General features: G+C 73.1%; 11 protein-coding genes and 2 tRNA genes. 5 read left to right on the top strand and 8 right to left on the bottom strand.

What is annotated here, in order from left to right:
- Window positions 1-9: 9 nt before the first annotated feature.
- The 3 genes from NHH00_RS03750 to NHH00_RS03740 all read right to left on the bottom strand — a co-directional run bounded on the left by NHH00_RS03750 (window position 10) and on the right by NHH00_RS03740 (window position 2247).
- Complete coding sequence (locus NHH00_RS03750) at window positions 10-1473, bottom strand: MDR family MFS transporter (RefSeq protein ID WP_253050269.1); 1464 nt, start codon at window positions 1471-1473, stop codon at window positions 10-12.
- Between the two features lie 130 nt (window positions 1474-1603).
- Window positions 1604-1676: transfer RNA gene (locus NHH00_RS03745), tRNA-Asn, on the bottom strand.
- A 55-nt stretch (window positions 1677-1731) separates the two neighbouring features.
- Window positions 1732-2247, bottom strand: a complete 516-nt coding sequence (locus NHH00_RS03740; RefSeq protein WP_253050267.1) for a hypothetical protein — start codon at window positions 2245-2247, stop codon at window positions 1732-1734.
- 135 nt (window positions 2248-2382) lie between these two features.
- Here NHH00_RS03740 and NHH00_RS03735 point away from each other — a divergent pair, with 135 nt between their 5' ends.
- Window positions 2383-3231, top strand: a complete 849-nt coding sequence (locus NHH00_RS03735) for a S1 family peptidase (protein ID WP_253050265.1) — start codon at window positions 2383-2385, stop codon at window positions 3229-3231.
- 35 nt (window positions 3232-3266) lie between these two features.
- Here NHH00_RS03735 and NHH00_RS03730 read toward each other — a convergent pair.
- Window positions 3267-3340: transfer RNA gene (locus NHH00_RS03730), tRNA-Ile, on the bottom strand.
- An 80-nt stretch (window positions 3341-3420) separates the two neighbouring features.
- On the opposite strand from NHH00_RS03730, the gene NHH00_RS03725 reads away from it, so the two are divergent.
- Window positions 3421-3780 (top strand): DUF488 domain-containing protein, encoded by a 360-nt coding sequence (locus tag NHH00_RS03725; protein ID WP_253050263.1) that lies wholly within the window; start codon window positions 3421-3423, stop codon window positions 3778-3780.
- Here NHH00_RS03725 and NHH00_RS03720 read toward each other — a convergent pair.
- Window positions 3753-4865 (bottom strand): acyltransferase family protein, encoded by a 1113-nt coding sequence (locus NHH00_RS03720; RefSeq protein ID WP_253050262.1) that lies wholly within the window; start codon window positions 4863-4865, stop codon window positions 3753-3755. The two genes, NHH00_RS03725 and NHH00_RS03720, sit on opposite strands and share 28 nt — an antisense overlap.
- A gap of 142 nt (window positions 4866-5007) precedes the next feature.
- Between NHH00_RS03720 and NHH00_RS03715 the strand changes: the two genes are divergently transcribed.
- From NHH00_RS03715 to NHH00_RS03705, 3 genes are all read left to right on the top strand, one after another.
- Entirely contained in the window at window positions 5008-5814 is an 807-nt protein-coding gene (locus NHH00_RS03715) for a DUF1206 domain-containing protein (RefSeq protein ID WP_253050260.1), read from the top strand.
- A gap of 68 nt (window positions 5815-5882) precedes the next feature.
- Window positions 5883-6368: a peptide deformylase gene (gene def, locus NHH00_RS03710; RefSeq protein ID WP_047233027.1), complete on the top strand. Its 486-nt coding sequence runs from the start codon at window positions 5883-5885 to the stop codon at window positions 6366-6368.
- A 171-nt stretch (window positions 6369-6539) separates the two neighbouring features.
- A complete protein-coding gene (locus NHH00_RS03705) occupies window positions 6540-7040 on the top strand; it encodes a DUF3145 domain-containing protein (protein ID WP_047233028.1) in 501 nt (166 codons plus the stop codon).
- Between the two features lie 77 nt (window positions 7041-7117).
- Here NHH00_RS03705 and NHH00_RS03700 read toward each other — a convergent pair whose 3' ends face one another.
- The 3 genes from NHH00_RS03700 to NHH00_RS03690 form a co-directional block, all read right to left on the bottom strand.
- Window positions 7118-11650: a choice-of-anchor G family protein gene (locus NHH00_RS03700; protein ID WP_253050258.1), complete on the bottom strand. Its 4533-nt coding sequence runs from the start codon at window positions 11648-11650 to the stop codon at window positions 7118-7120.
- A gap of 397 nt (window positions 11651-12047) precedes the next feature.
- Window positions 12048-13292: a beta-ketoacyl-[acyl-carrier-protein] synthase family protein gene (locus NHH00_RS03695; protein ID WP_253050256.1), complete on the bottom strand. Its 1245-nt coding sequence runs from the start codon at window positions 13290-13292 to the stop codon at window positions 12048-12050.
- Between the two features lie 96 nt (window positions 13293-13388).
- Window positions 13389-13637 (bottom strand): acyl carrier protein, encoded by a 249-nt coding sequence (locus NHH00_RS03690; RefSeq protein WP_021482065.1) that lies wholly within the window; start codon window positions 13635-13637, stop codon window positions 13389-13391.
- Window positions 13638-13763 lie beyond the last annotated feature (126 nt).

Here is a 13763-nt window from a genome sequence, read left to right as displayed (position 1 = left end):
TCCGGGAGGTCAGGCCGTCGCGTCCGCGGTCGCGGCGGTCGTCGCGGCCCGGCGGTCGCGCGCCGCCTGCCGGTCCGGCGGCATGAGGGCTGCGAGGACGACGAGGACGGCGGCGCTCGCGGCGAGCAGGACGAACACGACGTGGATCGCGCTCATGAGGCCGGGGCCCTCCGGCGTGCCGTCGGCACCGAGCGTCGTGCGGGCGTTGACGATCGCGCCGCAGACCGCGACGCCGACCGCGGAGCCCAGCGACCGCGCGAACATGTTGGTGCCCGTCACGGCGCCGCGCTCCGAGAAGGCGGCCGACGACTGGGCGGCGATGAGCGTCGGGACGGCGGTCAGGCCCATCCCGACACCGACGACGAACGTCGTCGCGGCGACCGCGACGACCGACGACGAGGCGCCCAGCAGCAGCGTGAGCGAGGTGCCGACGAGGACGAGCGCGGAGCCGATGACGGCGGTCCAGCGGAAGCCGATCCGCAGGTAGAGGCGCCCGGCGTTCGAGGCGGAGATCGGCCAGCCGACCGTCATCGCGGCGAGCGCGAAGCCCGCGACGAGCGGCCCGACGCCGAGGACGCCCTGGGCGTAGATCGGTACGTACGTGGACAGCGCGAGGACGATCACCCCGACGAGGAGCGAGACCGCCGTCGAGACGCCGACGACGCGCCGGCGCAGGATCGCGAGGTCGACCACGGGGTAGCGCGTGCGCCGTGCGTGCAGCGCGAAGACGCCGAGCAGGAGGACCGCGGCGCCGAGGACCGCGAGCGACGCGGGGGAGGCCCACGCCCACGTGGACCCGCCCTCGAGCAGCCCGAGCAGCAGCAGCGTGCTGCCGGCGGTGAGGAGCGCGGCGCCGACGTAGTCGATGGGCTCGCGCGCTCCCTCGCGCGGGGACTCGTGGTACCGGCGGTGCAGCATCCACGCCGCCAGCGCGCACAGCGGCACGTTGACGAAGAAGATCCAGCGCCAGCTCACGAACTCGGAGAAGACGCCGCCGAGCGTCGGGCCGACGACCGACGAGATCGCCCACACCGACGCCAGGTAGCCCTGCGCCTTCGCGCGCTCCTCGAGCGTGTAGATGTCGGCGGCGATCGTCTGGGAGACGGGCATCACCGCACCGGCTCCCAGGCCCTGGAGCACGCGGCCCGCGACGAGCGCCGGCATCGACCACGCGAACCCGCACAGCACCGACCCGAGGAAGAACAGGGCGACCCCCGCCAGCATGAGGCGCTTGCGGCCGAGCACGTCGGACAGCCTGCCGAACACCGGCGTCCCGACCGCCTGCGCGAGCAGATAGCTGGAGAAGAGCCAGGGGAGCTGCGCGAACCCACCGAGCTCGCGCGCGATCGTGGCCGACGCCGTCGCGATGATCGTCGCATCGAGCGCGACGAGGGCCGTGGACAGCATGAGCGCGAGGAGGACGGGGCCGCGCTCGGAGCGCAGACCGATCCCGGCAGGGGACGTCGTGGTCACGACAGACGCAAGCCCCGGGCAACGGTCGAGTATTCCCGAGGCGCAGACGTGCGCGGGTCCGATCGGTCGACGGGACCGGAGAAACAGCGCGGCCCCGGACCGCTGAGCGATCCGGGGCCGAACCCGTGGGCTCCCGCGGTAGGACTTGAACCTACGACCGTCCGATTAACAGTCGGATGCTCTGCCAGCTGAGCTACGCGGGATCGATCACGGCCGTCGCGGTGTGCACCGCAGCGACCGGGGAAAACTCTAGCAGGCTCAGAGGGGTAGTCCGGACGCCGACCGGACCCGGCCCTCGGCGGCGTCCACGCGGGCCGTCACCTCCGGGTCCGTCAGGTCGACGCCGGGGTCGGCGACGACCTGCGAGAAGAGCTCGCCCTCCCCGTCCCGGCGCACCGCGACCCGGGCGGTGAGCCCTGCGGCGAACGTCACGGTCTCGGAGAGCACCACCGACGACTGGACGCGCTCGCGCAGCGTCTGGGCGAGCGACGTGCGACGCGGGTCGGCGAGCGTGAGGGTCAGCGCAGGAGCGCCGTCGACCCACGAGACGGTGATCGTGGCCGTCTCCGGCACGTAGCCCGCGCGGTCGACGTCCGACCACGGGCGTCGCGCGACCGTCCTGCCGGTCGCGTCGCTCGTGAGGAGCTCGGTGCGGGTCGCGACCGCCCACGAGCCGTCGGCCAGCTCGGCCGAGGCGAGCACGCGATCGCTCGCCGGGACGTCGAGCGACCGGCGGACCGGGTCGGGCAGGCTGGGACGGCGGAACCAGGACACGTCCCCACCGTAGCGGCTCGAAGGTGGGGGCCGTACGCAGCTCGGTCGACGAGCCCGGTGCTCCTCCGCTGGCCGATCCGCCCGAGAGCAGCGAGCATCCGAGGAGGCGAGCTTCACGGGCGAGGGGGACGGACCATGATCATGAGGACGGCTGCAGGATTCGTGACGGCGGTCGTCGCGGTGTTGTGCATCGTGCTCGCCGCGATGCCGAGCGCGGCGCTCTCGTACGCCTACCGTGCAGGTCACCCGATGTACTTCAGCGGTCCCCGCTCGGGCGTCCTGTGCACCGGCTCCTACACCATCACCGGGACCAGCGGTTCCTTCCCGGTGACGGCCGGGCACTGCGCCACGCCGGGGACCACGGTGTTCGGTACCGACGCACCCTGGGGCGCGGTCGCCTATGCGAAGACGTACCCGAACACGGATACAGCGCTGGTCCGCGCCTCCGGCGGCGTGGGGCTGTACCAGATGGTCGTCGACCCGCGCACGGGCGCGACACCCGGCGACGGCAGGGTGACGGGAATCATGCGGACGAGCGCGCAGAGCAGGGACGCGCTCGTCGGCAAGATGGGCGTGACGAGCGGCTGGCAGGAGGGGCGGATCAGGTTCTGGGGGTACCACCCCCAGTACGGCGGGGTCCTCGTCTGTCACACGGCGACGACTCTCGCCGGGGACTCCGGCGGCCCCGTGTGGCGCATGGACGAGTTCGGGCTGCGCGCGGTCGGGATCACCGTCCTGCGGCTGGCGGACGGGTCGGGGGGCTGCTACCACCCGATCGACCACGTCCTGAAGGCTTGGGGAGCACGCCTGAACGTCTTCCCGAGCGGATCGGTGACGTACTCCGAGGCGACGCTCTCCGTGCCCGGCAGCCTGCCCTTCGTCAACCTGACGCTGGGGGGCGCGTCCGCGCGGTCGGCACCGAGCTCCGGCGCCACCACCGGTACGCCGGGCCAGGACGCGCCGACCGTGGTCGTGACCTACTGACCGGAGTCGAGCCCTCGGAGGGCTTCCGGTCCTCGTGCCCCGTGCAGGACTTGAACCCGCGACCGAGAGATTATGAGTCTCCTGCTCTGACCGGCTGAGCTAACGGGGCGCGCCGGTGAGCATACCGCCGCGGACCGCCGGTCGGGCGCTGCGGATGCGGTGCGCGCGGCGCAGGGGTGTCATGGCGTCATGACGATCCGGATCAAGCGCGTGTACGAGACGGCTGACGAGGACGACGGGTTCCGTGTGCTCGTCGACCGGCTGTGGCCGCGCGGCGAGAGCAAGGAGAAGGCGCACGTGGACCTCTGGCTCAAGGAGGTCGCGCCCTCCACGGAGCTGCGACAGTGGTTCCACCACGAGGAGCGGCTGTTCGACGAGTTCGCGGAGCGGTACCGGGCCGAGCTGGACGCGAACGGCGAGGCCGTGGGGGAGCTGCGGGACGTCGTCGGGCAGCATCCCGTGGTGACGCTCGTGTACGGGGCGCGGGACGAGGAGCACAACCAGGCGGTCGTGCTGCGGGACTACCTGGCCGCGACGGGCTCGTCCTGACGCGCCGGGGTGCGTCGGCCCGGACGGCCGGGGTCGCGCCGGAGGTCGCGGTCGAGGGTGCGGCGCAGCCGCGGGCCGAGCGGGCGCTCGACGGCGCGGTGGACCGCCCAGGCGAGCAGGAGGCACGCGGCGACCGCGACGGTGAGCGTCGCGGCCCGGGGCAGGTACGGGTGCACCGACTCGATCACCCACCGCCCCCACGACGCGTGCACGAGGTAGAGCGGGTAGGTGAGCGCACCCAGGGCGGTGAGCCACCCCCACGAGACCCGCGCGAGCGGGGTCAGCGTCGCGACGGCGACGACGGCGAAGCACAGGACGATCGCGACCCACCAGACGGCGGGGGGCACGACGACGTCGGTGCTGTTCTCGATGCGGGCCGCCTGGATCCGGCCCGAGACGGCGGCCGCGAGAGCGACGTCGAGGGCGAGCGCGAGCCAGAGGACCGGCGACCGGCGCTCCCGCGTGAGGAGGTAGAGCACCATCCCGCCGGCGAAGAGCGGGGCGTCGGGTGCGACGAGGACGGTCGCGACGAGGTCCGAGCCCGTCCGTGCCGCGATCTCTCCCGCGACGGGCCACAGCACGACGAACGCGACCACCCGCGCCCGGGTGAGGCCGACGGCGACGAGCACCCCGACGAGGACGTAGAACCGCAGCTCCGACCAGAGCGTCCAGTAGACGGCCTCCAGGTCGGGGATCCCGAACGCGCGCTGGACCATGGTGAGGTTGGCGGCCGCCTGCGGGAGGTCGACGTCGCGCCGGCCCGGGATCACGAGGACGAGCAGGGCGAGCGTGAGGAGCACGGCGGCCCAGTACGCGGGGAACAGCCGGCCGGCTCGCGAGGCGACGAAGCCGCGGACGTCGCGGCCCCACGCCGTCATGAGGATGACGAAGCCGCTGACCACGAAGAAGAGCTGGACGCCGAACGAGCCGTAGGCGGCGACGCCCTGCACGGCCGGCAGGGAGTCGCTCGTCCGCTCACCCCACGCGTGGTGGTTGACGGCGACGAAGTGGTACACGAGCACTGCCGACGCGGCGGCGAACCGGAGTCCGTCGAGCACCGCGAGGCGCGGGGTCGTCGGGGGCATTCGAGGCACGTTACCAAACCGTGATCTGAGGGTCCTGAGGGCGGCGCTCGGCGTGCGTGCGGGGCGCGGTGCTGGCACGGTGTCCGGGCCGGAGAACCCGGCGGCGCGCTGGGGGCGGCGTCCCGACGACCGAGGAGGTCCAGTGGCACCGAGCATCAGCTCGACGGGCAAGGCGGCCGCGCGCGGTGCGCGGGGCAGCAGGCTGCTCGAGATCCTCGCCCGCGCCGGGTACGCCGTCAGCGGCCTGCTCCACCTCGTGGTCGGGGTGCTCGCCGTGCAGGTGGCGACCGGGTCGACGTCGAGCGAGCAGGCGGACCAGACCGGCGCGCTCACCGCCATCGCGCAGACGCCGGGCGGGACCGTCCTGCTCTGGTTCGCGGTCGTGGCGTTCGCCGCGCTCGCGCTGTGGCAGCTCACCGTGGCGATCAGCGGCGCCGCCGAGACGTCCGACCGGCTCAAGGCCGCCGGCAAGGCGGTGCTCTACCTGGCGCTCGGCGTGCTCGCCGTGCAGGTCGTGAACGGGTCCGCGGGCGGCTCCGGCCAGGAGGAGAGCATGACGGCGACGCTCCTGCAGAAGCCGGGCGGCGTGCTCCTCGTGGGTGCCGTCGGCGTCGGGATCGTCGCCGCGGGCGTGTACCACGTGGTCAAGGGCTGGCGGAAGAAGTTCCTCGAGGACCTGGAGGGCGGTACGGCCGGGAACGTCGGACGTGCCGTCGTCACGCTCGGGCGGGTGGGCTACGTCGCCAAGGGGGTCGCGCTCGGCGTGCTCGGCGCGCTCTTCGTCGTGGCCGCCGTGCAGCACGACCCCGAGCAGGCGGGCGGTCTCGACGCCGCGTTCGCGACCCTCGCGGCCCAGCCGTTCGGCGCGGTGCTGCTCGTCGCCGTCGGGCTCGGCTTCGCCGCGTACGGGCTCTACTCGTTCGCCCGCGCCCGGTACGCCCGCATGTGACGCGGTGGGCAGGCGCGCCAGCCGTGAGGCCGGCCGCCTGTCCGCGCGCGCATGGAAGAATGGCGACCATGGCGATGAGAGAGATCCGGACCATCCCGGACCCCGTGCTCCGCACCCCCTGCGACGAGATCACCACCATCGACGACCGCGTGCGCTCGCTCGTCGCGGACCTCGTCGAGACCGTCGACCACGAGGGACGCGCGGGCCTCGCCGCCAACCAGATCGGCGTGAACCTGCGGGCGTTCTCCTGGAACATCGACGACGAGATCGGGTACGTGCTCAACCCGCGCATCGTCGAGCTCTCCGACGACTACCAGGACGGCGACGAGGGCTGCCTCTCCGTCCCCAACCTCTGGTACCCGACGCGGCGCGCCTGGTACGCGCGCGTCGTGGGGACCGACCTCGACGGCAACGAGGTCGTCGTCGAGGGGACCGAGCTCATGGCCCGCTGCCTCCAGCACGAGTGCGACCACCTGGACGGCATGCTCTACCTGGACCGTCTCGACCGCTCCGTGCGCAAGAAGGCGATGCGGGAGCTGCGCGCCCACCTGTGACGACGCGCGTCGGCCGACCGCGGCCGGGCACGCCCGGCGAATCTCTCGCGCGAACGCGCGATGTCGTGCAAGATGGGCACGAGACACGCCGCGCGATACCTGTGACGTGCTGTGACACCACCCTCGGTGAGGACGTTGGGGAAGACGCAACCTCGACCTAGGGAGGCAGACATGGCCGGTGCCATCACCCGCGGTGTTCTTTACGTGCACTCAGCACCGCGTGCTCTGTGCCCGCACATGGAGTGGGCCGCGGGCAACGTCCTCGGCGTGCGCGTGTCGCTCGACTGGACCGAGCAGCCCGCCGCGCGCGGCCTCTACCGGGCCGAGTACTCGTGGCAGGGCCCGCAGGGGACGGGCGCCAAGCTCGCCTCCGCGCTGCGCGGCTGGTCCCACCTGCGCTACGAGGTCACCGAGGAGCCCAGCCACGGCGTCGACGGCGGCCGCTGGTCCCACACGCCCGACCTCGGCATCTTCTACGCCCAGACCGACGTGCACGGCAACATCGTCGTCCCGGAGGACCGGATCCGTGCCGCGCTGGAGCAGGTGAGCGAGCCCTGGGCCATGCGTGACGCCCTGCACCTCGCGCTCGGCAAGGCGTGGGACGACGAGCTCGAGCCGTTCCGCTACGCCGGTGCCGGCGCCCCGGTGCGCTGGCTCCACCGCGTCGGCTGACGCCGCGTCCGCCACCCCCGGACACGACCGAGGGCGCCTGCCGGAAGAACCGGCAGGCCCCCTCGGTCGTGGTGCGCCTAGCTCGCCCGACGTGCGCGGTGCGTGCGCAGGCGGACGACGGCGCCGGTGGCCACCAGCAGGAGCGCGGCGACCAGGACCAGCGCCAGGTCGTCGGTGCCGGTCCGGGCGAGGTAGTCCGACCCGGTGCCGTTGCCGGTGTTGTTCGAGCCCGAGCCCGAGCCCGAGCCGGGACCGGAGCCGCCCGGTCCGTCGCCGCCCGAGGCCGTGAGGTAGACCTCGAACGACGCGACCGTGGAGTCGCCGACGGCGACGCTCGTCGCCGTGCCCGTGTGCGGGCCGACCTCGAAGTCCGCCGGGACGACGAACGTCCAGCTGACCTGGCCGTTCGCGTCGGCGGTCGCCACCGGCAGGATCAGCGGCTCCGAGTTGATGACCGCCTGGACCGACTCGCCCGGCTCGAAGCCGGACGCGACGAAGGTCTGCTCCGCGCCGCGCAGCACGCGAGGCGTGACGAACGACGAGACCAGGGCGCGGTCACCGGCCGCGACGACCGTGAGCGGCGTCTCCGCCTCGTTCCCGGTGTCGTCGGACGCGTGGACGGTGTAGTCGCCCGGCGTCGCGCCCTCGGGGACCGTGATCGGGGTGGTGAAGCTCCCCGTGTCGTCGGTCTCCACGTCGACCGTCGCGACGACGTCGCCGTCCTCGTCGAGCAGGTCGACCGTGACGGTCGTGCTCGGCGGCCAGCCCTCGCCCGTCACGGTGACCTCGTCGCCGGGGTTCGCCGTGGTCGGGTCGACCGTGACGGTCGGCTCGGACACCCCGACGCCACCGACGCCGAGCGGGGTCTCCGCCTCGGTCGAGGTGGTGTCGTCGATGCCGACCACCGTGTAGTCGCCGGGGGTGGTGTCCGCGGGGACGGTGATCGGGGTGGTGAAGTTCCCGTCGCCGTCGGTGGGGACGTCGCCCAGGCTGGTGACCACCGCGCCGGAGCCGTCGCGGATCTCGACGGTGACCGTGGCGTCGGGGGTGTAGCCCGTGCCGTCGACGGTGACGTCGTCACCGGGGTTGGCGGTGGTCGGGTCGACGGTGATCGTCGGCTCGATCGCGGCTGCCTCCACCGTGAGGGGCGTCTCGGCCTCGGTGGAGGTGGTGTCGTCGATGCCGACGACGGTGTAGTCACCGGGGGTGGCGTCCGCCGGGACGGTGATGGGCGTCGTGAAGCCGCCGTCGCCGTCGGTCGGGACGTCGGTGAGCGTCGCGACGACCGCCCCGTCAGCGTCCCGGACCTCGACCGTGACCGTCGAGTCGGGCGTGTAGCCGGTGCCGGTGACGGTCGTCGGCGTGCCCGCGGGCACGGTCGTCGGGTCGACGGTCACCACCGGGGTGAGAGCCGCGGCCTCGATCGTGAGCGGGGTCTCCGCCTCGGTCGAGGTGGTGTCGTCGATGCCGACGACGGTGTAGTCGCCGGGCGTGGTGTCCGCGGGGACGGTGATCGGGGTCGTGAAGTTCCCGTCGCCGTCGGTGGGGACGTCCTCGACGGTGGCGACGACCGCACCGCTCTCGTCGCGGATCTCGACGGTGACCGTGGCGTCGGGGGTGTACCCCGTGCCGTCGACGGTGACCTCGTCACCGGGGTTCGCGGTCGTCGGGTCCACGGTGAGTGCGGGCTCGATCGCCGCAGCTTCCACGACCAGGGGCGTCTCGGCCTCGGTGGCGGTCGTGTCGTCGATGCCGACGACGGCGTAGTCGCCCGGTGCGGTGTCGACCGGGACGGTGATGGGGCTGGTGAAGCCGCCGTCGCCGTCGGTGGGGACGTCGCTCAGGGTGGCGACGACGGTGCCGGTCGTGTCCCGGACCTCGACCGTGACGGTCGAGTCGGGCGTGTAGCCGGTGCCGGTGACGGTGGTCGGCGTGCCCGCCGGGACGGTCGTCGGGTCGACCGTGACGGCCGGGGTGAGGGCGGCAGCCTCCACGGTGAGCGGGGTCTCCGCCTCCGTCGAGGTGGTGTCGTCGATGCCGACGACGGTGTAGTCGCCGGGCGTGGTGTCCGCGGGGACCGTGATCGGGCTGGTGAAGTTCCCGTCGGCGTCGGTGGGGACGTCCTCGACGGTGGCGACGACCGCACCGCTCTCGTCGCGGATCTCGACGGTGACCGTGGCGTCCGGGGTGTAGCCCGTGCCGTCGACGGTGACCTCGTCGCCGGGGTTCGCCGTGGTCGGGTCGACCGTGACGGCCGGGGTGAGGGCCGCGGCCTCGACGGTGAGCGGGGTCTCCGCCTCGGTCGAGGTGGTGTCGTCGATGCCGACCACCGCGTAGTCGCCGGGCGTGGTCTCCGCGGGCACGGTGATCGGGGTCGTGAATCCGCCGTCGCCGTCGGTCGGGACGTCGGTGAGCGTCGCGACGACCGTGCCGGTCGTGTCCCGGACCTCGACGGTCACGGTGGCGTCCGGCGTGTAGCCGGTGCCGGTGACGGTCGTCGGCGTACCCGCCGGGACGGTCGACGGGTCGACCGTGACGGCCGGGGTGAGGGCGGCAGCCTCCACGGTCAGGGGCGTCTCGGCCTCGGTGGAGGTGGTGTCGTCGATGCCGACGACGGTGTAGGTCCCGGGGGTGGTGTCCGCGGGGATGGTGATCGGGGTCGTGAAGTTCCCCTCCCCGTCGGTCGGGACGTCGCCCAGCGTGGCGACCACCGTGCCGCTCTCGTCGCGGACCTCGACGGTGACCGTCGAGTCGGGGGTGTAGCCCGTGCCGTCGACGGTGACGTCGTCACCGGGGTTGGCGGTGGTCGGGTCGACCGTCACGGAGGGCGTGAGCGCTGCTGCCGTCACGGCGAGAGCCGTCTCGGCCTCGGTCGAGGTGGTGTCGTCGATGCCGACGACGGTGTAGTCGCCGGGCGTGGTGTCCACGGGGACGGTGATCGGGGTCGTGAAGCCGCCGTCGCCGTCGGTCGGGACGTCGGAGAGCGTGGCGACGGCGGTGCCGGTCGTGTCCCGGACCTCGACGGTCACGGTGGCGTCCGGCGTGTAGCCGGTGCCGGTGACGGTCGTCGGCGTGCCCGCGGGCACGGTCGACGGGTCGACGGTGACCGCAGGCGTGATCGCTGCGACCGTCGAACCACGGACGGTCGCCGAGGCGAGATGGAGCTCGGCGAGGCCCGTTCCCGTACCGACCTCGAGGAGCGACAGGGTCAGTGCGCGCTGCGTGAACGTCGCGTCCGCGACGGACGGCTCGGGCTCCTGGACGTTGACGACGAGGCTCACGACCTCCGTGAGGATCTCGAACACCGGCGAGAGCGCCGTGAGCACGGGACCGGTGACCTCCGACGTGATCGTCCCGGCGAGCGTGCTCACCAGTCCGGTCCCGTCGGCGAACAGCACGCTGTTGAGCGGACCGGCCAGCGCGCTGACGAGGTCGCCCAGGGGGAGCGTGACCGGCAGGCCGGAGAGCGCGATGGTGATGGTCGCGTCGCCCGGGGCCACCGTCCCGCCGACCACGTCTCCGACGGTCGTGTCGAGGTTGATGTCGAGGTTCAGCAGGTCGGGTGCGAGGGGGATCGGGTTGTCGACGACGGCCTCGACCGACAGCGTCAGGCTCGCGGCGTGCAGGGCCGTGTCGACCGCGCCGACGAGCGCGGTCGTCAGGTCGTCGAGGGCCGCGCCGAGCCCGTCGAGGATCGCGTTGATCGCGGCGTCGTCGAGGACCTCGGTGTTGGGGTCGAACCCGTTCAGCGACCCGGCGCCGCCGAGGATCGTGTCGAGGTCGACCGTGACGGTCCCGTCACCGACGTTGATCACGACGCCCTCGTCGCCGAAGTCCTGGTCGAGCACGGGCGCCAGGGCGCTGTCGAGGTCGACGTCGATCGCGACGGTCGGCTCGAGGTCGGCGCCGAGGACCTCCAGGACGCCGGCCAGCGCGCCGATCGAGTTCAGCGCCTGGGCGAGCAGCCCGTCGGTCCCGACGAGCTGGCCGACGGCGCCGTCCACGAGCGGGACGACCTCGTCGTCGACCGTCGTGGCGATGCCCGAGACGGCGGGGCTGTCGAGCGTGAGGGTCGCACCGGCGATCTGGTAGTCGCCGGTCGGTGCCGTGCCGCCGGTCGCCTCCGCCGTCGCGGACAGCGCGCCGAGCGACAGGTCGAGGTCCGCGACGACCGACTCGAAGCCGGGGCCGAGGAGCTGCGTGAGGTTGAGCTGCGCGTCGGACGGGAACTCCTCGCTGCCGCCGACGGAGATCGCGCCCTGGTCGGAGACGGCGCCGGACGCGGCGCGGGCCGAGCCGTCGTCGTTCGCCTCGCCGTACTGGTTGACCGCGCCGAGCTGCAGGATCCCGTTGGGGCCCAGCAGCTGGAGGGTGCCGGTCAGGTCGATCCCGAGCGTCTGGAAGACCGAGGCGGCCAGGGGGTTCGTGACGACGGGGTTCGCCCCGGAGGGGTTCTCGGCCACGGCCCCGTCGAGGGCAGCGATCGTCGCGAGGTCGAGCCCGGCGACGCTGCCGCTGAGGAACTGCCCGCTGGCCTCCGAGTCGTCGGTGGGGGCGGCCGTCGCGGCGATCCCTCCCGCGAAGGTCAGGGCGCCGACGACACCTCCCACCGCGGCGAGCGCCGTCGCTCGCCTCCAGAGGGGAGGTGGTGCCGGGGTGGAGAGGTGTCTCGCCGTTCGGGTCACGTGCTCTGTCCTTCCGCTCGCCTGCCTCGAGGTCGCGATGTGGCAGAGGCCACATCACGCCCACAGGTTCGGCGATGCGACGTGGGCGCGCTCGGCGGGTGACGAGGAGGGCGGGGGTGAATCCCCCGGATCCTCGGCCGTCCGGGAGACTGCGTCCGGATTTGGGCGACCTTGTCAGGACAAAACGGATGGGTGAAAACGCAACGAACTGGACGGACGTCCATCTCAGGAGCCGAGATCCCCCGTCCGGACGGGCCTCGGACGCACGCGAGCCCCGGCGCGACGGCTGGTGGCCGACGCGCCGGGGCTCGTGCGAGGTCGGTCAGGCGCTCGCGACGGCGAGCGCGACGTTGTGGCCGCCGAACCCGAACGAGTTGTTCACCGCGACGATGTCGCCGGACGGCAGCGGAGCCGGGGTGTCGCGCACGAGCGGCACCTGGAGCTCCGGGTCGGGGTTCACGACGTTGATCGTCGGCGGAGCGAGGCGCTCGGCGACCGCCTTGATCGTGAAGATCGACTCCAGGGCACCCGCGCCACCGAGGAGGTGGCCCGTCATCGACTTGGTCGCCGACAGCAGCACGTGGTCCGTGTCGGAGCCGAGGAGGGAGCGGATCGAGCGGGTCTCCGTGAGGTCGCCCACCTTGGTCGAGGTCGCGTGCGCGTTGACGTGCACGACGTCGCGGCCGGTCACCCCGGCCTCCTCGATCGCGCGGCGCATCGCCGCGACCTGCCCGCGACCCTCCGGGTCCGGGGAGGTGATGTGGTAGGCGTCCGAGGACAGGCCGACGCCCGCGAGCCGCGCGTACACGCGGGCACCGCGCGCGGCGGCGTGCTCGGCGCTCTCCAGGACGACGACGCCCGAGCCCTCGCCGATGACGAAGCCGTCGCGGTCGACGTCGTAGGGGCGCGACGCGCCCTGCGGGTCGTCGTTGCGCAGCGAGAGCGTGCGCGAGGCGGCGAAGGCCGCGATCGGCATGGGGTGGATCGTCGCCTCGGTGCCGCCTGCGACGACGACGTCGGCGCGGCCGGCGCGGATCATGTCGACGCCGTAGCCGATCGCCTCGGCCCCGGACGCGCAGGCCGAGACGAGCGCGTGGGCGCCCGCACGGGCACCGAGCTCGAGCGACACGTACGCGGTGGGGGAGTTGGGCATGAGCATGGGCACCGTCATCGGGAGCATGCGGCGGGCACCGCGCTCACGCAACGTGTCCCAACCGTCCAGCGTGGTCCAGATGCCGCCGATGCCGGACGACACGACGGTGCCGAGACGGTCGCCGTCGACCTCGGGGCTGCCCGCGTCGGCCCACGCCTCGCGCGCCGCGATGATCGCGTACTGCGTGGACGGGTCCATGCGCTTGATCTCGGGCCGCGCCAGGACCTCGGCGGGGTCCACCTTGAGGGTCGCGGCGAACGTCACCGGGATCTCGTAGCGCTCCGCCCAGTCGTTGTCGAGGGTGCGGGCGCCGGACTCACCGGCGAGCGCCGCCGCCCAGGTCGAGGGCACGTCGCCGCCGAGCGGCGTGGTGGCGCCGAGGCCGGTGACGACGACTTCAGTAGCGGCGGACATGGTGCTCCTCGGGTGGGGTTCTGGGGCGGGAGGACGGGCGGGTCGGCGCGGGTGACGCCGACCCGCCCGTAGGCCTGCGAAGCAGGCGGGGCGTGCTCAGGCCTGGGCGCCCGTGATGAAGGACACGGCGTCGCCGACCGTCGTGAGGTTCTTGACCTCGTCGTCCGGGATGCGGACCCCGAACTTGTCCTCGGCGTGCGTGACGATCGTCATCATCGACAGCGAGTCGATGTCGAGGTCGTCGGTGAAGGACTTCTCGAGCGCGACGGCGTCGGTCGGCAGACCCGTCTCCTCGGCGACGATCTCCGCGAGGCCGGCGAGGACTTCCTGCTCGGTGTAAGCCATGGTTTCTCCTTGTCGTGGGGCCGGCGGCGACCGGTCCCGGTGGCGGTGCCCGGGTGGGTGTCCCGGGCGGTACAGCGATAGACGGTGCGTGCGACGGACGGGTCCGCCGACGGCGTGGGTCCTCCC

It is taken from the genome of Cellulosimicrobium cellulans (assembly GCF_024124905.1).
GTDB classification, from domain to species: domain Bacteria; phylum Actinomycetota; class Actinomycetes; order Actinomycetales; family Cellulomonadaceae; genus Cellulosimicrobium; species Cellulosimicrobium cellulans_G.
Note: the sequence above shows the minus strand (reverse complement) of the source record. Positions and strands in the feature narration are given on the sequence as shown.

Coding starts and splice junctions, on each gene's coding strand:
- NHH00_RS03735 (WP_253050265.1), top strand. CDS start 2,383: ATGATCATGAGGACGGCTGCAGGATTCGTGACGGCGGTCGTCGCGGTG.
- NHH00_RS03725 (WP_253050263.1), top strand. CDS start 3,421: ATGACGATCCGGATCAAGCGCGTGTACGAGACGGCTGACGAGGACGAC.
- NHH00_RS03720 (WP_253050262.1), bottom strand. CDS start 4,865: ATGCCCCCGACGACCCCGCGCCTCGCGGTGCTCGACGGACTCCGGTTC.
- NHH00_RS03690 (WP_021482065.1), bottom strand. CDS start 13,637: ATGGCTTACACCGAGCAGGAAGTCCTCGCCGGCCTCGCGGAGATCGTC.
- NHH00_RS03695 (WP_253050256.1), bottom strand. CDS start 13,292: ATGTCCGCCGCTACTGAAGTCGTCGTCACCGGCCTCGGCGCCACCACG.
- def (WP_047233027.1), top strand. CDS start 5,883: ATGGCGATGAGAGAGATCCGGACCATCCCGGACCCCGTGCTCCGCACC.
- NHH00_RS03705 (WP_047233028.1), top strand. CDS start 6,540: ATGGCCGGTGCCATCACCCGCGGTGTTCTTTACGTGCACTCAGCACCG.